This window comes from Candidatus Phycorickettsia trachydisci (genome assembly GCF_003015145.1).
GTDB lineage: Bacteria > Pseudomonadota > Alphaproteobacteria > Rickettsiales > Rickettsiaceae > Phycorickettsia > Phycorickettsia trachydisci.
The window spans coordinates 422,506-446,560 of the sequence record NZ_CP027845.1 but is presented as its reverse complement, the minus strand read 5'-3'; the positions used below and the strand labels follow the sequence as shown (position 1 = coordinate 446,560).

The 24,055-nt window shown below is 32.5% G+C and carries 24 protein-coding genes; 11 read left to right on the top strand and 13 right to left on the bottom strand.

The annotated features are described in order from the left end of the window. Positions 1-54: 54 nt before the first annotated feature. From phytr_RS01960 to phytr_RS01925, 8 genes are all read left to right on the top strand, one after another. On the top strand, positions 55-1,782 hold the full coding sequence (locus phytr_RS01960) for a glycosyltransferase (RefSeq protein WP_106874217.1): 1,728 nt from the start codon (positions 55-57) through the stop codon (positions 1,780-1,782). Positions 1,783-1,790: 8 nt separating this feature from the next. Then, a complete protein-coding gene (locus tag phytr_RS01955; RefSeq protein WP_106874216.1) occupies positions 1,791-3,533 on the top strand; it encodes a glycosyltransferase family 32 protein in 1,743 nt (580 codons plus the stop codon). A 54-nt stretch (positions 3,534-3,587) separates the two neighbouring features. Continuing rightward, positions 3,588-4,937 (top strand): hypothetical protein, encoded by a 1,350-nt coding sequence (locus phytr_RS01950; protein WP_106874215.1) that lies wholly within the window; start codon positions 3,588-3,590, stop codon positions 4,935-4,937. Beyond that, positions 4,934-5,896, top strand: a complete 963-nt coding sequence (locus tag phytr_RS01945; protein ID WP_106874214.1) for a D-alanine--D-alanine ligase — start codon at positions 4,934-4,936, stop codon at positions 5,894-5,896. The genes phytr_RS01950 and phytr_RS01945 overlap by 4 nt, the downstream gene beginning before the upstream one ends. Then, entirely contained in the window at positions 5,889-6,653 is a 765-nt protein-coding gene (locus phytr_RS01940; protein WP_106874213.1) for a cell division protein FtsQ/DivIB, read from the top strand. The genes phytr_RS01945 and phytr_RS01940 overlap by 8 nt, the downstream gene beginning before the upstream one ends. After that, entirely contained in the window at positions 6,622-7,362 is a 741-nt protein-coding gene (locus phytr_RS01935; protein WP_106874212.1) for an endonuclease/exonuclease/phosphatase family protein, read from the top strand. The genes phytr_RS01940 and phytr_RS01935 overlap by 32 nt, the downstream gene beginning before the upstream one ends. A 231-nt stretch (positions 7,363-7,593) precedes the next feature. Then, a complete protein-coding gene (locus phytr_RS01930; RefSeq protein ID WP_106874211.1) occupies positions 7,594-8,316 on the top strand; it encodes an SLC5/6 family protein in 723 nt (240 codons plus the stop codon). 172 nt (positions 8,317-8,488) lie between these two features. Further along, positions 8,489-9,352, top strand: a complete 864-nt coding sequence (locus phytr_RS01925; RefSeq protein WP_158706824.1) for a hypothetical protein — start codon at positions 8,489-8,491, stop codon at positions 9,350-9,352. A 20-nt stretch (positions 9,353-9,372) separates the two neighbouring features. On the opposite strand, the gene phytr_RS01920 is transcribed toward phytr_RS01925, so the two are convergent. From phytr_RS01920 to yajC, 10 genes are read right to left on the bottom strand one after another with little or no spacing between them, the layout of a single operon-like run. Next, positions 9,373-10,197, bottom strand: coding sequence for a division plane positioning ATPase MipZ (locus tag phytr_RS01920; RefSeq protein ID WP_106874209.1), 825 nt, complete (start codon positions 10,195-10,197; stop codon positions 9,373-9,375). Beyond that, positions 10,190-11,659, bottom strand: coding sequence for a leucyl aminopeptidase (locus phytr_RS01915; protein WP_106874208.1), 1,470 nt, complete (start codon positions 11,657-11,659; stop codon positions 10,190-10,192). Before phytr_RS01915 ends, phytr_RS01920 begins: the two co-directional genes overlap by 8 nt. A 34-nt stretch (positions 11,660-11,693) precedes the next feature. After that, positions 11,694-12,137, bottom strand: a complete 444-nt coding sequence (locus phytr_RS01910) for an ATP synthase subunit B family protein (RefSeq protein WP_106874207.1) — start codon at positions 12,135-12,137, stop codon at positions 11,694-11,696. Then, positions 12,134-12,604, bottom strand: a complete 471-nt coding sequence (locus phytr_RS01905) for a F0F1 ATP synthase subunit B family protein (protein WP_106874206.1) — start codon at positions 12,602-12,604, stop codon at positions 12,134-12,136. The genes phytr_RS01910 and phytr_RS01905 overlap by 4 nt, the downstream gene beginning before the upstream one ends. A 3-nt stretch (positions 12,605-12,607) precedes the next feature. Beyond that, the gene (locus tag phytr_RS01900) at positions 12,608-12,823 is read right to left on the bottom strand and encodes a F0F1 ATP synthase subunit C (RefSeq protein WP_106874205.1); all 216 of its coding nucleotides are present in this window, start codon (positions 12,821-12,823) and stop codon (positions 12,608-12,610) included. 21 nt (positions 12,824-12,844) lie between these two features. After that, complete coding sequence (locus phytr_RS01895) at positions 12,845-13,573, bottom strand: F0F1 ATP synthase subunit A (RefSeq protein WP_106874204.1); 729 nt, start codon at positions 13,571-13,573, stop codon at positions 12,845-12,847. Continuing rightward, positions 13,567-13,839: an AtpZ/AtpI family protein gene (locus tag phytr_RS01890; RefSeq protein ID WP_158706823.1), complete on the bottom strand. Its 273-nt coding sequence runs from the start codon at positions 13,837-13,839 to the stop codon at positions 13,567-13,569. The genes phytr_RS01895 and phytr_RS01890 overlap by 7 nt, the downstream gene beginning before the upstream one ends. Next, positions 13,832-14,785 carry a DsbA family protein gene (locus tag phytr_RS01885; RefSeq protein WP_106874202.1) on the bottom strand — a complete coding sequence of 318 codons (954 nt, stop codon included), beginning with the start codon at positions 14,783-14,785 and terminating at the stop codon, positions 13,832-13,834. The genes phytr_RS01890 and phytr_RS01885 overlap by 8 nt, the downstream gene beginning before the upstream one ends. 23 nt (positions 14,786-14,808) lie before the next feature. Continuing rightward, the gene (secD, locus tag phytr_RS01880) at positions 14,809-16,338 is read right to left on the bottom strand and encodes a protein translocase subunit SecD (RefSeq protein WP_106874201.1); all 1,530 of its coding nucleotides are present in this window, start codon (positions 16,336-16,338) and stop codon (positions 14,809-14,811) included. Between the two features lie 2 nt (positions 16,339-16,340). Beyond that, positions 16,341-16,682: a preprotein translocase subunit YajC gene (gene yajC, locus phytr_RS01875; protein WP_106874200.1), complete on the bottom strand. Its 342-nt coding sequence runs from the start codon at positions 16,680-16,682 to the stop codon at positions 16,341-16,343. Between the two features lie 91 nt (positions 16,683-16,773). Between yajC and yidC the strand changes: the two genes are divergently transcribed. From yidC to phytr_RS01860, 3 genes are read left to right on the top strand one after another with little or no spacing between them, the layout of a single operon-like run. Further along, the gene (gene yidC, locus phytr_RS01870; protein ID WP_106874199.1) at positions 16,774-18,435 is read left to right on the top strand and encodes a membrane protein insertase YidC; all 1,662 of its coding nucleotides are present in this window, start codon (positions 16,774-16,776) and stop codon (positions 18,433-18,435) included. 4 nt (positions 18,436-18,439) lie between these two features. After that, positions 18,440-20,503, top strand: a complete 2,064-nt coding sequence (locus tag phytr_RS01865) for a ComEC/Rec2 family competence protein (RefSeq protein ID WP_106874198.1) — start codon at positions 18,440-18,442, stop codon at positions 20,501-20,503. Positions 20,504-20,544: 41 nt separating this feature from the next. Then, the gene (locus phytr_RS01860) at positions 20,545-21,294 is read left to right on the top strand and encodes a 1-acyl-sn-glycerol-3-phosphate acyltransferase (protein WP_199843761.1); all 750 of its coding nucleotides are present in this window, start codon (positions 20,545-20,547) and stop codon (positions 21,292-21,294) included. A gap of 57 nt (positions 21,295-21,351) precedes the next feature. On the opposite strand, the gene phytr_RS01855 is transcribed toward phytr_RS01860, so the two are convergent. The 3 genes from phytr_RS01855 to uvrC all read right to left on the bottom strand — a co-directional run bounded on the left by phytr_RS01855 (position 21,352) and on the right by uvrC (position 23,998). Next, positions 21,352-21,846: an ankyrin repeat domain-containing protein gene (locus phytr_RS01855; protein WP_106874197.1), complete on the bottom strand. Its 495-nt coding sequence runs from the start codon at positions 21,844-21,846 to the stop codon at positions 21,352-21,354. Continuing rightward, positions 21,843-22,226, bottom strand: coding sequence for an ankyrin repeat domain-containing protein (locus phytr_RS01850; RefSeq protein ID WP_106874196.1), 384 nt, complete (start codon positions 22,224-22,226; stop codon positions 21,843-21,845). Before phytr_RS01850 ends, phytr_RS01855 begins: the two co-directional genes overlap by 4 nt. Before the next feature lie 137 nt (positions 22,227-22,363). Next, on the bottom strand, positions 22,364-23,998 hold the full coding sequence (gene uvrC / locus phytr_RS01845) for an excinuclease ABC subunit UvrC (protein WP_106874195.1): 1,635 nt from the start codon (positions 23,996-23,998) through the stop codon (positions 22,364-22,366). Positions 23,999-24,055 lie beyond the last annotated feature (57 nt).

Here is a 24,055-nt window from a genome sequence, read left to right as displayed (position 1 = left end):
AATCTAAAAGGTATCAAAAAAGTTTTGATACTATTTTTCTTAAGGCTAGGGTTTATGCGTTATATCTTATCGTTATTATTGTTTTTAAGCACCTCTATTGTCCAAGGTCATAATATACTAGATGTAGACTTTATCCAATCCATGACTGATGGTAATGATACAGCTAAAGACATAGTAATGTATAACTTTAAAAATATCAAAACTTTTAAAGAACACTATGAAGCCAAAAAACCTTCAAAAATGCAATATCAAGAAACTCCTTTAATACCAAAAGTGATGCATCAAATTTGGGTGGGAACTAGTGATATTCCAACTTTATATCAAAATTATATTAATGAATGCAAAAAACTTCATCCTGATTGGGAGTTTAAGATTTGGCGTGATGAAGAAATTAATGCTCTTGATTTAGATTACAGAGATTTATATGAAAAAGCCAGAAGTTATGCTGGTAAGGCTGATATAGCAAGATATGAAATTTTGTACAAATTTGGAGGTGTGTATAGGGATATGGACGTAAAATGTTTAAGATCTATAAATGATCTAAATCATTTGTATGAGTTTTATGTACCTATAGACATGCCTATCACCAAATGGGTAAAATGGGTAGGAAGAATTCCACTTAATAACGGTATCATAGGATCAAAACCTAAACATACAATTTTAAAGCGTACGCTTGACCTTATTAGGAGTAATTTTGATAAAAATTGGCAAGATTTTGATCAAAATAAAGGAGCTTATTCAATTCATGATATGACTATTAAATCATCCATGATACCTTTAACTGATGCGTTTACTCAAAAAGCTACAATAGAAGATAAAAACGTTGCTTTACCTTCAACTTATTTTTTCTCACTCACGAATTACCGTAATAGGCCTATTAGTTTAGTGAAAAAAGTGGTACACAAAATAGTAGGTAAATCTAGTGTAACGGCTTTCCATTTCGTAAGACCTGAGAGCCTAATGACTCATAATAATATCGGTATTAAAAAATATGAGATTAGTTACTGCTCTTTTGATAAAGGAAATCATCAGAATAGTACTAAAATAAAACGGATTTTACAAAGTTTTAAACCTAGACAAGCTAGGATTATGCAAACTTTTAGAGACTCATATAAGCGTAACAATACTAAAACTATATTGTACAATAAAACTGACAGAATGCCTAAAGTGATTCATTTTATTGTTTTTGATGATAAAGAATTAGCTACGCTTGAAAAACAGATCTTTTTGTGGAAAATGATAAATGGGGATTTTGAGATTGAAATTTGGGATAAATCAAAAATAACAGAAATATTTCGAGATATAGATTTTAGTTTATTACCTAAATTATCTGAAGATTTGAGGTTTTATACAGCTTTACGAATTTTAGAAAAATACGGAGGAACTTATGCTTTTTTCAAAGCCGTACCTCATCAACCAATCTTTGAACTTAATAATAGATATGCCTTTTATGCAGGACTAATGCCTTTAGTAAGATCTAATTCTCAAATTGCATTTTCCACTAAGCTAATAGGCGCAAAACCTATGCATAGAATCATATCTAGGGCTCTGAAAGAAATTAATCCATATAACGTCAATTCTTTAAAAGATCTAAATAAAGTGCTTGTACAAGAAGCCTATAAAAATATTGAATTATCAGGTCCAAATGTCATACTTCCTACAGTATATTTTGAACCATTATCAAGGTTGAAAAACGAACCGGTTTTGGATAAGATATTAAGGTTTATTACTAGAAAGCCTAAGGCTTTTTCTGTGCTGACAGAGTTTACAGTTGTGGAGTAAGTTAAGGTATGTTAAGAATTATTTTTTTTGTTATTTTTTTATTACAAAGTAGTACTATCATCTCATATGCATATAAAGTTCTTGACGTAGATTTTATAGAATCTATGAGCGACAACGATGCAGTTGCAAAGCAGATATTAGAATACAATATTGAAAATCTTAAAATTTTTCAAAAACAGTATAAGGCAAAAAAACCCTCAAAAATGCCTTACGTAGATAGGCCTTTGATTCCTAAAGTTATGCATCATATTTGGTTTGGTGAAGATATACCTCCTTTATACCTACACTACTTGGATGAATGTAAAAAATTGTATCCAGATTGGGAATTTAAATTTTGGAATGAGAAAGATATAGATAATTTAGGAATAAGATATAGGGATGCGTATGATAAAATTAAAAGTTATGCGGGTAAGTCTGATATAGCTAGGTATGAGATTTTATATAGATTTGGAGGCGTTTATAAAGACCTGGATGTAAAATGTTTTAGACCTATAGATGACTTAAATCATAAATATACCTTTTTTGCTGCTATTGAACCTGTTGGCAAGCCTATCAAAGCTCCTTGGAAATTTATCCTTAATAATGGTATCATCGGCTCGAGCCCTGGTAACCCAATTTTGAGAGATACGCTCACTATAATAAATAATGAATTAGATCATAATTTGCAGGAGTTTGAAAAGAATATTTCTATGAATATACACCAACTAGCTATCAAATCTTCAATGCTTCCATTAACTGAAGGGTTTTTGAATCAATCTTCTATACACGATAAAAACATAGCATTACCCTCAACTTATTTTCTATCTTTATTAAATTTTACATTTAAGCCAGTAAGATCTTTAAGAAAGTGGCGGCAAAAGCTAAGCGAAATATCTTATGATCCTATGAAACCTCAATTTCATTTTTTAAGACCCGAAAGTTTAATGTTTCACAATTATAGAATAGAAGATAAAAGAGAAATACCCTATTGTGACTTTGATTATGGTAACCACATGAATACGGTTAAGATTAACTTAGTATTAAAAGGTTTGGAAATACATAAACGAAAAATGCTTAAGGTTTTTCAACGATTATATACTCAAACAATCCCTGCTAAAGGTCGTCTCAATTTAAATAGAAACAGCAAAACCCCTCAAACAATACACTTTGTAATTTTTAATAAATCGGAAAGAGTAAAACTTGAGAAAAACTTACCTACATGGGAAATATTAAATAGAAATTTTGCAATTAAAGTTTGGGATGAAGAGAAACTTAAAAAAAGTTTTAGTGATATAAATTTTAATATAGATTCTCTGGATTTAGATTGCCTAAGGTTTTATTTTGGTTTGCGGATTTTAGAAAAATTTGGAGGAACTTATGCAAATTACTTAGCAAAACCTCATCAACCAATCTTTGAATTAAACAATAGATTCAATTTTTATGCTGGTCTAATGCCTATAGTAAATAGGACCGATCCAGTAATTTTGTCTCAAAAACTTATAGGCGCCAAGAAAGGTCATCCCATCATATCTAACACCTTAAAAAAAGTTAATTATAAAAATTTAGATTCTGTGAAGAAAATAGGAGAAATATTTACTTTAGAAGCCTATCACGATATTCATCTAACTGGTACAAATATAATTTTACCCGCAATATACTTTGAACCTAAAGCGCCAAATTATACTGAAAATACCTTAGATTATATAAAGAGGCTTTATTCTAAAGAGTCGAAAGCTTTTTCTACTTATACGCAATTTACCGTTGTGGAATAATTACGTTTGAAGTATTTATATTGATTTTCCTTAATTTTATAAATTTTAATTTTTATGCTCCAAAATTTTTGTATAGGAAAAATAAAGATAAAACATATAATATTGTTTTTAATTATTTTCTTAGTTTATGTTAATAAAAAACAGGTAAAAGAACAACTTTTCACACGTGTAAATATAGTTTTAAAAAACATAAAACTACACCAATTGATTGGTAGCAAGAAAGATGTAGATTGTTTTGATTTAATTAATTTGTATTACTCCGGATTGTTTCAAAAAGAAGATTTTATAAATTATGGTGAAAATAATTACTGTATCCAAAAACTCAGATATATGAACGATTCTTCTTATGTAGAATCTATTTATACGCCATTGTTAAATGCTTCTTTAAAAAATCCTGATTATGAATATACAAATGGGTATAATGGCAGTTTTATTAAATATAGAGAATCCTATTTAATGGCATATAGGTACGATGGAATTAAAAAACTTAGAGAAAAAAGGCATCGGGGTAGTATATTTAAAAAAAATCAAGTTCAACTTGATAGAAGAATAAAATTTAACAGTGACATTAACATTGTATTACTTGATAAAGATTTTAAACCAATCAGTAGAGCAATAAGCTTTGCTATGAATAGTAGAGATAGGCAAATTCAAACTTTCTCTATAGAAGATCCACGAATTTTTACCTTTAAAGACAAAATATACGTAATATATAATCAACATTCATTTTCTTCGTTCAAGAAGGAGCTCGGTCCCAGTAGGGGTATGTATTTATCGGAAATCGCCATTGAAAATAATAATATAAAGATTATTAATAATTTAAGGCTATTTTTTCCAGAGAATGTTGCCAATATTGAAAAAAATTGGGCTCCAATCGTGCATAATAATGAATTATATTTTGTTTACTCTGTTATACCCAATTTAGTACTACTCAAGCCGAACCTAAAAACTGGAGAATGTAAAACTTTTTCTGTCACTAAAATACCCGTACAAAACTTTACAAAGTACTATGGCAATAAGAAAGACAACAATACAAGTAATATTCATTTAGGCAGTATTCTTGTTCAAATAAGTAACAATTCATATATATCTTTTTTGCATACTAGATTGTATGATCAAAATAAAAAACCTCAATATTATATTATTCCTGCAATTTATAAATGGGAATCTGATAACAAATTATATTTGGAAAAGATTGGACAAGATCCTATACTAGCTCCGTTTGCGCAACGAAGTTTTGTAAAACTTCATAGTAGTATTGGGGCAACATTTCCAAGCGGTTTATTTTTAGATAATAATGATCTTTTCGTAACTTTAGGCATTAATGATTGTGATACTTCAATATTAAAATTAGATAAAAATAGGTTTTTATCATCAATAAGGTGGATTAGTTTTAGGCAATGAATATTTTGCAAACAAAATTTAAAGAAAAAAGTACTGTACTGGAATCACTTGATCTTAAAGGTAAAAAGAAAGTGGCGGTATTGGCAGGAGGGATGTCTGCAGAAAGAGACGTATCTCTTCAAACCGGACAAAACATTGTTCAAGCATTAAAAGAATTAGGACATAACGTAATATCTATAGATCCTGGCGCTGATCTTAGCGATGTATTAAGTCATATAAAACCCGACGTGGTTTTTAATGCGCTACACGGTACTTATGGAGAGGATGGATGTATACAAGGTTTGCTTAATATGATGCAAATCCCTTACACTCATTCAGGAGTGCTAGCTTCCAGCGTTGCTATGAATAAGCTACAAACAAGAAGAATTCTTGATCATCTACACCAAATCCTTTTTCCTAAATTTTATATAGTGCACAAGAATGACAATCTTAAAAATGATCCTATACCACGTCCATATGTTATTAAGCCCTTATCTCAAGGTTCTAGTATAGGTATTAATATCATTCATTCTGAAGATGATTTTAATTTCACAAAATATAATTTCCCATATGGAAATGAGTTAATAGTCGAGGAATATATCAAAGGAAGAGAAATAAATATCGCTGTTTTAAATGGTAAAGCCTTGGGCATTCTTGAAATAGTTGTTACAAAAGGTGAATTTTATGATTATACGGCTAAATATTCCAATGGCTATACAAAACACGTTGAACCTCATGATCTAACAAAAGAAGAAAAAAATCATGTTTTAAAGCTTTCTGAAGATATATATCAAACTTTAGGTTGCAACGGTATTACAAGGGTTGAATTTTTATATAAAGAAGGAAAGTTTTATTTTCTTGAGATTAACACTCATCCAGGTATGACAAATCTTTCTTTATGTCCAGAGATTGCAATGCAAAGCGGAATTAATTTTAATAGTCTTGTAGAACAAATTCTTGATTCTGCTAAGTATGAGTAAATTATCAGACCCTATAAGACAGAGAAAATTAAGATTATATTTCTTTCATTTTAAATTATTGCTCAAATACTTATTTTTACTTTTAATTGCTTATATTATTTGGAATCAAAGTTACAAGGTATCTACTTTAATAAAAAACTTTTGTTTAGACTGTTCTACAAATATTGGTTTTAAGATGAAAGAGGTGAGGGTAAATGGAGTTAGTAATTTTGAAATCAGAGAGACCTTACCTTATATTAAATTACAAAATAGAAATTCAATTTTTTCTGTTGATTTGGGCGAAGTTAAAGAAATTTTTGAGGCTAATCAATGGGTGAGGGACGTGATTGTGCGTAGAGAATTACCTAATCGTTTAGTGATAGATATATTAGAGAGAAAGCCCTTTGCAATTTGGCAATATAATAAAACATTTTATTTAATTGATGAGAATGGTTATAAAATCACCACAAACGTGGAAAAGTTTCAAGATTTATTACATCTGGTAGGTGAGGGAGCTGATATATATGCTGCTAGCTTAGTTAATCTATTAAAAGATAAACCTCAAATTACTTCAAATATAAAACATGCAATATTTCAAGGACTAAGAAGGTGGGATCTTATTATGCGAAATGGTATGATAGTCAAAATGCCTGAACATAAAATACAGAAGGCTTTAATTTTTTTACATAAACAATTTATAAATGCCTTATTACCAAACGATAGGATCAAAATCTTGGATATGAGAAATGAAGAAAAATATTATATCGAGCCATATTGAAACTGCGCCTACAAAAATTCAGATCATGTCGCTCAATATTTGGGGTGGGCAATGTTACGAAAAACTGATTTCTTTTATCAAAGTCCATCAAGATAAAGATATAACACTAAAAGATCCTAAGGCTCGTAAAGATGTTTTTGAATCTATTGAGAAAGCCCTTCCAAATCATAACGGTATTTTTTGTCCTATCATAGATCAGACCTATGGTATGGCCATTTTTTTTGCAAAAACTATACCTTTATTGGACGAGGGGGTACACTGGATATATAAGAACCCAAAATATATTGGAAACGATCCATCTCACTCCAGATGCCTTCAATGGGCTATTTTAAATCCAAAAGGAAAAAAGATTGGAGTATTCAATATTCATGGGTTATGGAATGGAAACGGTAAAGGTGATTCTCCAGAAAGAATAAAGCAGTCAGAGTCTATTTGCAACTTCGCTACATCACTTCATCTGCCCGTTGTATTGTGTGGAGATTTCAATCTTATGCTGGATACACAAAGTGTTGCGCTTTTAGAGAAAAATTATCAGAACCTCATACGAAATGCCAAAGTTCAGTCTACTAGATCCAGCCTTTATAAAAAGTCTGAGAGATATGCAGACTATATTTTTGTCCCCAAAAACTTAAACGTTTGTTCTTTTCAAGTATATGAAACCGAAGTCTCTGATCATTTACCGTTACTTGCTGCAATAGAAATCAAATAGGATTATATCTGGTTAACAGCAACTCCGATCAAATCGTATCTTGTTGCTTGCAATATCTTTAAATCCTATAATATATATTATGGAAAATATAAATAACATTCAATCGCAGCACTATTGGTTCTGGTGGATTGTGTTGGGTCTGGTAGATTGTACAATAGATTAAAAAATCAATTTTTGATATTTTCTGAAATTTTAGTAAAATTAATCTAGTTAACTAAGCCTGTATAAATCATGGATCTTGACCTATTTATTTTTTCTTCCTTTTTAGCTTTAAGTCTTGTACTGGGCTTTATGAGCAGCACAAAAGTTACAAATATCTCAGAATATGCTATTGGTAATAGGGATTTTTCTACCGCAACATTAGTTGCAACCATGGTTGCAACCTGGGTAGGAGCTGGTTTTTTTTCAAATACACTAAGTGAGACTTATAGACAGGGAGTTTATTACTTGATACCAGCTTCTGTCAGTTCTTTAGTGTTAATTTTAATAGGTTATATCTTTGGTCCTCGCATGGGTGAATTCTTGGGAAAATTGACTATTGCTCAAAGTATGGGCGAGATATTTGGTCCAAGAGTAAAAGGTATAACAATAATATTTAGTTTACAAGTATCATCGACAATTTTAGAGCTAATTTTTGGTACTTCTGGAGAATATGCAACTATATTTAGTGCTATTATCGTTTTGATTTATTCAGCTCTTATCGATCATTATTCCTTTGTTACTGGCTTTAGAGGAATCATTAGTGTTGGTATCATGGCTATGATTATGTCTACCGCTGATTCAGTAATAAATTCTATGTCAGTTATTATTGCTCATGATGTTTGTAAGCCTTTAGGCTTTAAATGGGCTCAAAACGAGCTTTGGGTAGCAAGAATTACTGCTATATTCTCAAGTATTGCTGCTGTAATATTTGCAATTAAAGTGGATAGTATTTTTAAGTTAGTTCTTTGCTAGTTTCCATGATAGGTACTGTACTTATTATGCTTACTGTAAGAGCATTTTTTGCTAAATCTATAATAGATAGTTTGGTTCCTGGCGTTATTTCAAGCATTACTTTGTTATTTGGATTTCACTACCTTACAAATTCGTCAAACCTTTAGAAAAAAATAGCCCTAATAGCGAGGTTATGTACGTCTACACAGGCTTTTTCTGCTTTCTATCCTTTTACTTAAACCTAATTACCGTTAATTACGATCACACATTTGCTAAGTTCTTCGAAGTTGCAACACCGCTAGTCCTTTGTATGGCGACATCTTTGTTCATTTATCCCTTATGGCCTGATTCCTTAAAAAGCCAAGAAACGATAGTAAGGATAATTTGGAATATTGCCGTATTTTATAGCTTAGTCTTTGTCGGATTTATGTTTGCCATAGCTAGTAATTTTGCCTCCCCTCAAGTCATGATCTTAATGGTTAATTTGATAGTAATAGCCCTTTTGGTCAGATGGCAATGGGCTTTAACTATGATACTAGCGGGCATTTTTGTTGCATGGCGTTTTAGTAACTTATGCTTTGCCGATCTAATTGCTGCTAATCAAGGGTCTATAAAGCTACAAATTACTTACATATTGCTGTTGATGAGCAGCTTACTATTGATATTCCTGAAACCAAAACAAGAAGGTCAGACATTAGCTATGGCAAGGATTAAGCATCTTAAAAGTAAGATCCTTTCTTATGAAGCATGTATGATACAAGCCATGTCCTCAAATTCTAAGGTTCAGAATTTGGATCAATATTACGAAAAGGATGGGAATAATATGTCTATAGCCCATATGTTTTTCGATTTTTACGAGAATTTAAGTCATGAAGAACAAAAAGAGACTGCGAGGCTGATTTTGAGAAGTGTTATGAGGCTTGAAAATTTTGAGGCTAATCTTGCAAACATTGATGCACTTGCTCGGGATGATATCAATTTAAGGAAGGAAGAGATAGATTTTACTTACCTTATTCAGGATCGTTTAAAGGCCTTGGCCTTGCAATTGGGAATTTGATCTTAGCTTTGATTAGGCTGTTACACATCTTTGGAAAACCCTATGTAGGATAGGAAATCGCGCAATTCTTGACGTGCTGCAACGTGAGAAAAAGTCATAACTTTTTGCTTTTTGATATTTATCAAATCTACTAAAGTTAGACCTTGTAAGAAAAGTTCTCTAAAAATGACTCTCTCACTAAATCCTGGCGCTATTTTTAAACCTAAACGTTTAGAAATATTTTCCAGTGCTATGGACATATTTCGCTTATTGATTGAATCTATGTTAGCAAGACGATTACGCATTAGTACCCATTCAATAGATTTACCAGATCTTTGAGATTTAACCATTTTTTGTTTCCACACAGTTTCGCTGTAAACAGATGGAGATAAAACATGAAAGGTATTAGGGTCAATTTTCGCAATTAAATCCAAATCTATAAAGCTATCATTAATTGGAGTTATTATTGTATCAGCATATGAGTGTGCTAAACGACTATAATGAGAAAAACTTCCCGGAGTATCAAACACTATAATCTGAGCAAACTGTTTTGCCTTTTCTAATATAGATTCAAATTCTTCTAATTCTTTTTTTTCTCTGATTTCTATGTCTTTATCATTATGCTCTGTAAGCACAAAATGATGTGGAAGAGGAATGTTTTCTTCAGGATGAGTTTGAATATACTTTTTACGGTTGTCTAAATAACTTGTGAGAGAAAGCTGCCTTACATCTGCATCAATGCTTGCAACTGTAAAACCTTCGGCAAGCAAAGAACATATTAGGTGCATAGAGCAAGTAGTCTTCCCTGCCCCACCTTTTTCGTTACCTACTACAAAGATATACGGATAATCCGCAGTCTTAAGCATAATGATCTTGCAAAAGCTTAGTTAATAATCTTACTCCATAAGCCGTAGCTCCTTTTGGACAAATATCCTTGCCCATGTGCTCCCAAGCCATACCCGCTATATCTAAATGCGCCCAAGGAGTTTTGTTTACAAATTTCTCTAAGAAATGGGCAGCAGTTGCACTACCTGCGGCACCTCTGACTGAGCCAATATTTGCCCAATCAGCTACTTCAGATATAATCATTTTTTCAAAATCTTCATGCAAAGGCATCCTCCAAACAAGCTCATCTACTTCTTTACCGGTTTTGATAATTTTATCTGCTAATTTATCATTGTTACTAAAGCAGCCTGAGAAGCTACAACCAAGGGATACCACAATAGCACCTGTCAAAGTAGCAAGATCTACAATATGCGAAGGTTTAAATTTATCTTGTATATACCATAAAGCATCCGCTAAAATAAGGCGTCCTTCAGCATCTGTATTTAATACTTCTACAGTTTGGCCAGACATAGTTGTCACCACATCCCCTGGACGCTGAGCCTTTCCATCAGGCATGTTCTCTACAAGCGCAACTGCAGCAACTATATTTACTTTGGCTTTGAGTTTAGCAAGCGCAGCTACAGCTCCAACTACAGCAGCAGAACCACCCATATCATATTTCATTAAATGCATCTTTTCTGCAGGCTTTAAAGAAATACCACCTGTATCAAAAGTTACCCCCTTACCTACTAAAGCAAAAGGCTCTGAATTTTTTGCTGCATTATTATATTTAAGTACAACAAGTTTTGGTTTATTTACTGAACCTTGCGCAACACCTAACAACGCATTCATTCCCAGCTTGCGCATTTTATCTTCTTCCAATACTTCAATATCGACTCCAAGAGGTTTTAGCTGATTTACTATTCTCTTAGCGTATTCTTCGGGATTCAAAACATTTGGTACCTCATTTACCAAATCTCTAGTCCAAAAAATTGCATCTTGTAATTTACGCTTAGAATCAAAATCTTTTTCAATCTGTTTAAGATCCTTAATTATAAAATGAGCAGCCTGTAGCATTTTTTTCTCTTCAGGTTTTTTGACAGTTTTATATTTATTAAAATCATATGACGCAAGACCAAAACCAAAAGCAAGATCTGTAGCATGCTCTTGCTTTAGAGGTAAAATATTAACCTCCTTAAATTTTTGGTTCAATTTGCAAATTCTACCACCTAATTTTTCCAGTTTTGAAGTCGTAATTTCTTTCGCCGCACCAATACTAATGATCTTAATACCAGCATACCCTGTCTTTGTTGGAACAGTTAAGTATTTCATTTCACCAAATTGAGCCTTAAAATCTTTCTGAGTTTTTAGAAATTTTTTAACTTCATCTACAATATGGGAATCTAATATATTGAAATTTTCAGGTAAATTTAATTTATCGTCAACAAATACAGCAGAGTGATCTAAATTACCAACGGAATTTGTGAAATTAACTTTAACCATATTTTTAACCTGATTTAATTATAGTAATAGCTATTTAATGGAGAGTAGCTTCAAAACTAATTTTTTTATCCTGTACTTCTTGGATAATTTGTTTTGATGCCAAATCCAAAACTTTTAATTTATTTTTACGTAAAAATTCTTCTTGCAGGTTAGCAAAATACCTATCTTGTTCTGCTCTCATGATTGCTATGTTAGCATCAACCTGACTTCTATGTGCTTCAAAATAGCCAGATGCCTCAACCCTTGCTTGGTTGATCTTTTTCTCTTTAACAAGCAGTATTTCTGTCAGATTAGACCTTGCATCTTGCAAAGCTTCTACGGCTTGATTTTTTAAATCTTGAGCTTCAGTAACACGAAGTGTAATATGAGCAATTTGATCTTCTAAAAATTGATTTAGAAAAACCTTTGTCTTCTTGTATAGTAATCCCAGTACTACAAAGAAGCATAAAGCAACGTAAAAATGTTCATCTAGTATCATGGTTGAGACGATCTATTAGATTGAGATGGTGTTTCCTCTGACTTAATTTTTTTAACCAAAATTTGACTTGCTTTAGAAACAAAGCTTTCCATAGTGTCATCTATCGATTTTTGAACTTGATCTAAAGAGATTAAAAGCTCATTTTTACGAGCATCAAAAATATCTCTCAGCATATCCATTTGAGAATCAAGATATTGCTTACATTGATCTTGATTTTCTTTCTGAATTTTAATTAATTGGGCTTGTAAATCTTTTGATTGAATTTGATACTCTTCTTCTTGGGACTTTGCTTGCTCATGAAGATTTTTAGCTTCGCGAATTAGGCGCTCAACTTCTCCATCTCTCATCTTAAAGGCTTCTTTTAATCTAGGTATGAAATTATATGCTAAAAAACCATAGATTAAACAAAAGGATATCGTTAGCCAAAAAATTTGAGATAAGTAAGATGAGACATCTAACTGTGGCATCTGTTATAAGAACAATAATAAGATTGCAATTACGAATGAAAATAACCCCATCGCTTCAGCCAGACCGGCTCCGATCAAAGCAGATTTTTGTAATTGATCAGTAGCAGATGGATTTCTTGCTATTGAATTCAATAAGGAGTTAAAAATTATTGCAATACTGAAAGCAGCAGCACACATACCTATTACCATTAGGCCAATCGCTATATATTTCATTTCCATGTTCTAACTTTTTAATTATTACTAATGTAAATTTAGCGTATCATTTAAGTATACGCAAGACAAAATTGTAAAAATATAAGCTTGAAGAATCGCAACCCCAAACTCAAAAACTAACAAAATCATTATCAAAGGCATAGGCAAAACTTTGAGCACTAATGGCAACATTACCATAAACCCAGCTAAAACCTCTAATAATATGTGTCCTGCAACCATATTAGCAGCAAGACGCAAAGACAAACTAATTGGCTTACCTAAGTAAGAAAACAGCTCTATAATAATCATAAGTGGAGCCAACCATAAAGGAATACCAGCGGGCAAAAATAATGAAAAAAATTTAAAACCGTGTTTTACTATCCCAGCCAAAGTAATAAAAAGAAAAACTACTATAGCTAGTGAAAACGTTATAGCTATATGACTTGTGGGCGCAAAGCTATGAGGGAACAAACCCAAAATATTACAAAATAGGATGAATATGAATAAGCTAAAAATAAGAGGTATATATTTTTGAGCTTTTGCACCCGCGCTGTTTATTAAAGTCTGATTTATTGCATTATATATAAGTTCGCCAAACATTTGTGCCTTAGAAGGTATAATCGCAATATTCTTTACACAATAGGCAAATAATCCACAGGCTAAAATTGAACCTATCAACATAACCATACTTGAGTTTGTAAAGCTTAAGTCATAGCCAAAAATGGAGATTTCAACTATTTTGTGTATCTCAAATTGCTCTAAAGGATTATTCATAATATATTTTTACCCGCTATAATGTTTTTACAAGCTGCGATTATACTAAATATTAAACATATAATCAAAAAGATGTTTTTGGTCTGGAAATATTTATCTAACATCAAACCAACTACAACACCCGCTATTAAGTGAGCTACGATCTCAATACTAATATTAAAAATAGCCCCATATCTAAGTCCTTTAGATGAAGATTTTGGGGCTTTTTCTGCTTGAATTTTAGATTTTAGTTCTTTAATTTTTTGTTCTAGTTCATCTAGTTTACTCATGGTATGCAAGAGATGGTGCATGTAAATTCTTGTCTATTTCAGCAGAAATTTCTTCAAAAGAATGCTGATTTAAAACCTTTCCATTTACTACAATAGCAGGAGTTGGGATTAATTGCGAGTCCAAAACTTCTGCAAATTTCTTTGTTTTTAAAATTAATGCATTCTTCATGTCATCATTATTCAGACACTTATTGTATTTATCTTCTGATATACCTCCCAATTTTCCTATATTAATTAAAACATCTTGATAGTTTTTACCAAAAGCCCAAGATCTCTGTCTTCCATATAATACATTTGAAAACGCTGCAAATTTTGTCTGATCGCATCTTGCTAAAATTGCGGAATCCATATCTTGCCTACTCCAAACAACATTTCTCACAACATATGCTATCCTACCGGTATCTATATACTTAGCCTTAATTTTATTATACACGCTTGTATGGTAGTGGGCACAATGAGGGCATGTCATAGCAGTATATTCAATCACTAACACTGGGGACTTTGAATTACCTAAAACTATATCATCACTGTCAATCGCAAAAACTTGCTTTGCCAACTCTGCCTTAGATAGTTTAGGCGATTCGTTAGTTTTTACTTCTTGTTTTGGTTCATTTTTTACTTCTTGTTTAGAATCCACTTTATCTGGATCAATAGGATTAACCTTACCTTTTTCAGGTTCTTGATTATCAGGTGATTCTAAATTTTCAGTTAAAAATGTCCCATCATCCCCCGCATCATCCATCCAAACATCTTGCACTATGTTTAGTTCTAAATCATTGCTAGCCTTGATAGCTTCGGGTGATGCAGGTTTAGTATCTTGAATCTCATAATGAGATTGATCTCCGGCAATACTTTGTCCAGAAGATATCAATAACGCCAATACGATAGATTTTAAAAGTCCCATAAAAATTAAATTTTTTGATTGTATTACATCTATAAAAAACATAATGCAAACAATCTCCAAGTATTTTAAAGTTCAAAAACCATTTTTGAAGAAGGATTGGAATATTTAAGCCACACTTCGAACATCATCTTAGTAATAACGATCGCTGAAAACATAGATGTCAAAATTCCAATACTCAAAGTGACAGCAAATCCCTTAATAACTCCAGTACCAAAAGCATACAATAGCAAGCTAGCAATTAGAGTAGTCACGTTAGAATCTAAAATACTTGAAAATGCCGAATCAAAGCCTGAAAATATAGCTTTTTTTCTCGTGTATCCCTTTTTTAAATCTTCCCTAATACGTTCATATATTAGTATATTAGCATCAACCGCCATACCAATAGTTAAAATGATTCCGGCGATACCTGGCATTGTCAGCGTAGCTCCAATAAAACCTATTAAAGACATCATGTAGAGCATACATGCCATCAAAGCAACATTAGCGAACATTCCAAAAATCCCATACATCCATAACATAAAGCCCATAACGCCCCCTATTGCTACCATAAAGGCAACCTTCCCTTTTTGAATCGAGTCACTACCAAGGCTTGGACCTACGACACGCTCCTCTATTATCTTTATAGGAGCGGGCAAAGAACCAGCTCTTAATAACAATGAAAGCTCAGATGCAGAATCAAGTGTAAAATTACCTGTAATAATACCCTTGCCCCCTTTAATTTCAGTATTAATATTTGGCGCACTTAACAATTTTCCATCCAAAACTATTGCAAGAGGACGTCCTATGTTATTTTTTGTCACTTCAGCAAATAATCTACTGCCCACATGATTAAATTCAAAAGATACAACTGCTTGACCATCATTGCTGTATACAGGCTGTGCATCAACTAGCATGTCCCCCGTCAGTAAAGGAGTAGTAGACATAACGGCGTACCCCCTGCCCTTGTCTTCTAAAATCATTTGATCTCCAGATATGCCCACATCTTTATCACGCACAAAATCATCTACCAGATGGAACGTAAGCTTTGCAGTTTGTCCTAAAATATTTTTAAGCTCATCTGGATTATTCGCTCCAGGCAGTTGCAATAAAATAAAATCATCACCTTGTCTTTGAATAGTCGGTTCTTTCGTACCATACTGATCAACACGCATACGCACTATCTCTAAAGACTGATCTATGACCTTACCCTTTAAGTAAGATATGTGCTTTTCTGAAAAACTTAGACTAATCTTATTTTCATTCACCTGTGTATTTACAGATCGATCTAAGTTTTTAATTATCTTTTTTACTGCAGCAGAATCTTTTTCGTCTCTTAAATAAAAATTTAAATTGCTTGCAGTAGGACGCATGCCTTGATAACCAATACGAGATTTTCTTAAATTTTGTTTTAGTCTTGCTGCAAGTTGAGAAAATTGCTCATTTAAGTAAGCATCAAAATCGACCTTAAGAAGCAAGTGTGAGCCGCCTTTTAAATCTAGTCCTAATTTTAAACTACTATCAGGCAAGAGGTTAGATTGAAAATAATTAGGTAGTATCAAAATCACTGATACTAGACTTAAAAATATAATAAGAGAAATCTTATAGGATAAATTCATAGCTATTTTGTTATTACTTGCTGAATAGACGATTTATCAACCTTAATTGAAACTTTTGGAGCTATCTCAATTTCTAAAGTTTCCTCTGCAATTTTCATCACCTTCCCATATATACCGCTATGAGTAAGAACCTCTTGACCTTTTTTTACAGATTTAACTAGATCCTCATGTTCTTGACGTTTTTTATTCTGAGGACGCAGTATCAGAAAGTAAAACACTGCAAAAATTAATAACATTGGTACAAATCTAACCAAGATGTCTGAAAAACTTTCCATAGTTGATTCTGGTAACTCTTGTAGTGTTTCTTTGGCCTCTTCCGCCGCTTGCGCATAACTTACGAACATAACCTATTTACTTTAATAATATTAAAAAAAACTTGCTTATTCCCTTTAAATTCGCTAAGTCTTATACAAGGACAATTGCGAAATATATCAAATGAATAACAACTTAATTTTATCAATAATACTTTCAATTGCAATCATTGTTGGATGGCAATATTTTTATGAAACACCGAGAATCAAAGCTTTACAGCAACGAAAAGCGAATATAGAAAAAAATAACTTATTAGCTCAGAAGGCCGAAAAACCTGAAACAATGGTTCCTATAGAACAATCTATTTCCACTCCAACAAGAGTAAAAATAGCAAACGGTGTTATTAACGGATCTATCAACTTAATCGGCGCTCGAATAGATGATGTCTTACTGACGGAATATAAAGACGATTTAAATGATAATCATAAAGTCAGACTATTAGCTCCAAGTAACACTCAAGAAAGTTATTTTATAGAACTTGGGTGGCATAGTTCCGATTTAAATGCCAAGCTTCCAAATAGTAAAACCCTCTGGAACGCTCACACTGATAAACTAACTCCTGAGCAACCTTTAATTTTAAGCTGGACTAACGAAGATGGCGTTATTTTCCAAATAGAGTTCAAACTTGACGATCAATATATGCTATTTGTGAATCAAAAAGTCATAAATAACAGCAAGGCTCCTTTGGAACTAAAAACGTATTCCTTAATCAATAGGCTTTACAAAACAACTAAGAATGAAGCAATTTTACATAAAGGATTTCTTGGCGTCATAGGAAAGGAATTGCACGAATTGAGCTACTCAGATCTAAAAGATCATAAAACTTTCCCAAAACCTTCAACAAACTGGTTCGGAATGACGGATAAATATTGGTTTACAGCAATCATACCGGATCAGAAGAATCAAAATACAATTAACTTGCACCATACAAAAAATCAGAATTTAGATAAATACCAATTGGATATTCTCTCAGAACTTCAAACACTTGAACCTAGTCAAACTACGGAAACTAGTAATAAGGTATTTGTTGGAGCTAAAAAAGTAAAATTACTAGATCAATATGTTAAACAATATGGAATCAAATTGTTCGACCGAGCTATAGATTTTGGACGACTTTATATCATCACTAAACCTATTTTTTATGTAATAAACTTTTTCCATTCCATATTAGGTAACTTTGGCCTCAGTATCATCGCTATCACCATTTTGATCAAAGCCCTACTATTCGGATTAAGCGTCAAATCTGGCAAATCTATCAAAAAGATGAAAGCCTTGCAGCCAAAGATAGATAAAATCAAAAAACAATATGACCATGATAAGGCTCGTCTAAATCAAGAAATTATGGCTTTGTACAAGAGAGAAAACTTCAATCCTCTCTCCGGTTGTTTACCTATATTGGTCCAAATACCTATACTCTTTGCTATATATAAAGTGCTATACGTTACTATAGAAATGAGACATGCCCCATTTTACGGATGGATCGGTGATTTATCAGCACCAGATCCGACATCTATCTTAACATTATTTGGACTTATACCAGTTAATTTACCATCTTTCTTGCAAATAGGAGTTTGGCCAGCGTTAATGGCTATTAGTATGTTTATCCAGCAAAAACTCACAGGTAACGTTGCATCTGATCCAGTACAAGAACAAGTAATGAAATTGATGCCATTTATGCTTTTATTTATGCTTGCACATTTTCCTGCTGGTTTAATGATATACTGGACAGTAAGTAATATACTTTCTATTGTTCAACAGCTCTACATTAACAAATATGTGAATTAGTTATGTGATTAGAAGCAAATTTCTACCAAAAAAATTTTATAATCCTTGGCCTTATATCTCATCTTTTATAAGGCCTTACATCTTAAGACCTATCACATTTATCCAAAAAGAAGTGGCATTAGAGTATAACGATTTGTCTCTTTGGTACTTTATCAGCTTTATATTCGGTTGTGCTTTATATTATTCTTCTTCCGAGCAACACAAGCCCTTGTATATAACATGTTTATTCCTAATCAGCGCTAGCTTATCGTATATTGTTCGTGATAGGTTCTACCTAAAATTTCTTATTCTACTTTGCGCATTTTTTACCGCAGGCTTAGGGATAAGCATACTACAAGATCATCAAACAACCACCTTACCCTTTCCTGAAGATTCTATCGTAAATGTTCAAGGTAAAATCGAAAGACTTAGTAAAACCAACCACGGATTCAAAGCAATATTAAGCAACCTTGATTTTAATGGATCTAATACGGACTCATACGCTAATAGCAAACTTATTGTCAACCTTAAAAAAAAATTTGGAGAAGATCTTAAACAGGGTGATATAGTTGAATTTAAAGCGCGTATTACAAAAATTCCAGGATCAATAGCACCGGGTGGGTATAATTTTAGCTTTTATTCTAAATTACAAGGTATTGATGGTATGGGGATAGCAACCTCGCAACCAACAATCTTGGATGAAAATCCCGATTCATGGGAAGGTATTCGTAGCACTATTTATGACTCTTTAAACCGTCATATGAATCCAACCCATGCAAATTTTATGTCCGCAATTCTTCTAGGCAAACAAGATGGAATAGATCATAGAGTATTACAGAATATGCGTCTAGCCGGCATATCGCATATTTTATGTATTTCAGGATTACATTTATCCCTTGCAACCTTGATTTGCTATAAATTTTTAAGATTTTTACTTAACGGCTCAAATTACCTTGCATACAACACGAACATCAAAATGATAGCTGGAATAGCCGCAACAGCATGTAGTTATGGATATTTACGTTTATCAGGATCTCAGATTGCCGCTACGAGAGCCTTTATTATGTGCTTGGCCGCAAGCCTTGCGATACTATTTCAAAGAAGTTACAGCCCCTTACGCGCCTTGGGAGTTGCTAGCCTAGTTATTTTAGCATTAAAACCTGGATACGTAATGCATCCAAGCTTTCAATTATCTTTTTTAGCAGTACTTGCTTTAATCTGTGGATATCATTTTTTTATAGATTTACAAATTGAAGCGATAGATATATTTGGAGGTAAAAGAAGTTTTGTGATACAGCTTTTTAACTACACCCTTGCAAATATATATACAAGCTTCTTGGTTGGGATTATCACGGCCCCAGTGGTCGCTCATCATTTTCACATGATCTCTAATTATGGAGCTTTAGCTAACCTTATTGCAGTTCCTATCACCACTTTTGTCTTAATGCCAGGAGCGTTTTTATTCTTATTTTTGCTTCTATTTGGCATAGAGAAGTATTTGCTCATATTAATTGGTTATTTCATTGATATAATCTTAAGGGCATCTGAAATTGTTGCGCATATGAAATATAGCGTTACATATACTGGTTTTATTAATCAGACCAGCCTAGGGCTATACATTTTTGGATTTTTATTACTGCTTATTTGTAGATCAAAAATTAAGTACCTAGGTCTAACTATTGTTTTATATGCAAGCTTAGCGATGATTATAGGCACAAAACCAGATCTTATTATAGATATCCAAAAAGGCGCAGTAGGTTTTAATAATCCAAACGGCGAGCTTGAAATATATGCAGATCAACATTTTTCTAATTTTGCAAAACGTTATTGGACTTCATGGTTTGGTAAAGAAATTTTCAGTAAACGTCAAAAATTAAATCGTGATATACATTTTAGTACAAAATATGGTAAAATAATAAATATTACTTTTGATGGCATAAATTGCAACGCCTCTTCAGAAGTTGTTATTAATTATTCGCAAAACTCTTGCATTGGACCTAGTATTTTAAATATAAATGATTTAGAAGACTATAAGTTTGTTTTAGTTTTTTGTGACAAGAAGAATTGTAAAAGTAAACTTTATCATTAAGAATGTATTTTAAGAAGTATTCGCCTAATTACTTGCCTCTAATTTTTTGGCGCACAAGAGTCATAATTTTTTATATCGCGGTTGCATTATTAAGTTTGGTTGTATGGCCAATATTAGCAATCATGTATCTTGTAGGCACTCATTACGACAACAAATATGCTATTGCCAAAAGGTATTCTGAAATATTCATTTGGCTTGGAGAGATAATTTGCGGCCTAAAATATGAGGTTATAGGATTAGAGAAATTACCTCAAACTCCTGCCGTATTCATGGCAAATCATCAGTCTTTTTGGGAAAATGTCTTTATGCAGCTGATAGTCCCAAAACATTCATGGGTAATTAAAAAAGAGTTATTCAATATACCTTTATTTGGTTGGGGATTAAAAATGATGGATCCCATAGCCGTAGATAGAAAAGATATAGTATCTTTGACTAGAATTTTAAAAGAAGGACAGAAGAAAATTAAGCAAGGGCTTTCTCTTATCATATTCCCTGAATCAACTAGAGTTCTTCCCCATCAAAATAAAAGATACAAACCAAGTGCAATTAAGCTTGCTATGGAAGCAAAAGTGCCTGTTGTACTTATGGCTCATAATGCTGGAGTGTATTGGCCTAAAAGCTTTTGGATCAGAAAACCTGGTACAATTACAGTTGAGATTTTATCAGTAATTCCTCCAGAAAATCTTGCTAATGCCGATGTGCGTGAAGTAACAGAAAAAATAGAACACGTGATTAATACATCAAAGAATACGCTTGCTAGAAATAGAGCTGTGCCTGGCTTTGTAGGATAAAATCCTTTACCTTGAAATAACTTTACTCTTACCCTCTTTCCTCCTCTCTTCTTCCCTTTAAACAAAGCTTTTAGAAACCGTAATATTGTTTTTTTGCTTCTCTTCATTTTTTGCATAACACTCCTTTAAAAGATCAATAAGCTCGGGTTTTTTACCTTTACGAACTAAATCTTCTAATTTTTTTCCATCAGGGGTTATGACATCAATATTTGCACCGTGTTCCACTAGCAGTTTAGCAATTTCTAAATCCACTTTATTATATCTAGGTTTAGAAAATAAATTTTGTAATGGAGTATAGCCGAGTGAGTCTAGTATGTTTACATCTGGTTTATATTTTAGTAGTAACTTTACTACTTCTAGCTTAGATAAATTCACAGCTAAAATAAGAGGAGTAGATGAAACTCCCAAAACCGTACCATCAAATTTTTCAATTTTAGCCCCTCCACTAAGTAAAGCTTCTATAGATTCTAGTTTATTGTTTTTAATAGCCAAATCTAAAGCTGTATCGCCATACTTCGTTGTTTGATCAAAATCTACTATTCCTAAACTCATACTTTTATTGAAATATTGTTGTTATACTCTGTAAACAATTTTATTATCACTTGATGACCTTGCTGACTTGCAAAATGCAACGGAGTATAATCCAAAGGATCTTTTGCATTAGGATCAGCACCAGCCTCAAGTAAAATCTTAGCAATTTCTGCATGCCCCTTAAGAGCAGCGTGATGCAAAGGAGTCCTACCATCTTGATCAGATTTATTAGGACTTGCTCCAAGCCTTAATAACTTTTGCACTAATGCTATGTCATTATTATTTACGGCAGCAAATATGTCTTTTAGAAAACATCTACGAATAAAATTCAACTGTCTTACAGCTGAAGTTTTTATAGATGTAAAGATATACTCGATCAAATTCGACCCATTTTCAGACATAGCTATTTAAATATTTGTGGATACTTTAACTATATAAAATGGCTATGTTTTAAAAAAATATAAATAGATATAATTTTGTAAAAAAAGATGAAGCGCATCAAAATTATCATGGTTTATGCAATACCAATCTTTTTGATTTACTTTAAGCTTTCCTTGTTACGTTTTGTTCTATGACTTGTAATAGCAAAATTGTGGGCTTGATCCCGCAATAACTGCAAATATTGCATGGCCTTATTGTCGTTCGGTAGACTAAATGGATCTCTATCTTCCATGTGGAAAGTTTCGTTACCCTTATTTCGCTCGACCCCTTTGGACATACAGGCGTATTTTATTTTCACTCCTAAAAATTCCATCACTTCCTTCACAACACCTAAATGCCCCTTCCCTCCATCAATGATCATTAAATCTGGTTTGTTTTCATCCGTTAATTTAGCTAGTCTACGAGTAAGCACTTCCCGAAGCATCTGATAATCATCTCCTCCAAATACATTTGTGGTCGTACGAATATTAAACTTTCTATAGTCATTTTTTTCAAAACCATTTGGACCAGCCACAATCATTGCGCCAATAGCATATTTTCCCATGATATGACTGTTATCATAAACTTCTATACGCTGAGGCAAATTAGGTAAATTAAAAATCTCCCGAATCATTTCTAAACGCTCATGTATGTCATCGAGTTTTTCAATTTTAGTTTTAAGCGCTGCATCAAGATTTTGTTCAATCATGTTCATAATAAGCTTTTGTTCTTTAGTCTTTGGGGTAAAAAGCTTGGTCTTAAGAGCATGTAAGTTAAATAAACTTTCTTCTAAAAGACCACTATCAGGAACTTGTTTATTTAATATGATATTTTTAGGAGGTTTTCGTTTTTGATAAAATTGCCCTAAAAAGCTTTGTAAAATTTCTGCATCTTCAACTTGCTCAGCATTTTTAGGAAAGTATGCTTGATTACCAAGGTTTTGCCCACAGCGATATATAAATACCTGTACACATGCAGCACCTTTAAGCGTCTTAACGGCTATAATGTCTGCATCTCCTAAAGTTTGAGAATTGATAATATTGCGAGATTGAACATACTCTATAGTTTTAATCCTATCACGAATAGATGCGGCTTTTTCATATTCAAATTGCTCGCTGTATTTTTTCATTTCAATATTTAAATCTTTTATCAAAGTTTTAAACTTACCTGAAAGAAACTGTTTAGTTTGGTCTACTAGATTCTGGTAATCATGTAAACTAATTTTAGCAGTACAAGGTCCACTACATCTTTTAATTTGGTATAAAAGACAAGGCCTTTTTCTAGTCTTAAAGTATGTGTTTGTACACGATCTGATTTGAAATATCTTTTGAATCTCAACTATAGCTGAACTCACCTGTCCAGATGAAGCAAACGGTCCAAAGTAGTATCCATCTTTTGAAAGTTTACCTCTGAATTTAGTAATTTGAGGATAATCATGATCCGTAGAAATTTTAATATATGGAAAAGATTTATCGTCTTTAAGCAATACATTGAACTTAGGTTTAAACTTTTTAATTAATGAAGCTTCCAATAAAAAAGCCTCCGCTTCGGAGTTAGTGATAATATACTTGATGTCACATGCTTGCCAAATCATTTTAGCAATCCTAGTAGTAAGACCTGATTGAAAGTAGCTTGATACACGTTTCTTTAGGCTTTTAGCTTTGCCAATGTATAAAATAGACCCTTTGCTATCAAGCATTTGATATATCCCTGGCAATTCAGGAATATCTTGAATTTTGTTTTGTAATGTCATAATTAAACTATAATAACTATTAGCTATTATAGTTGGGAGAAGCGATAAGTAAAAATA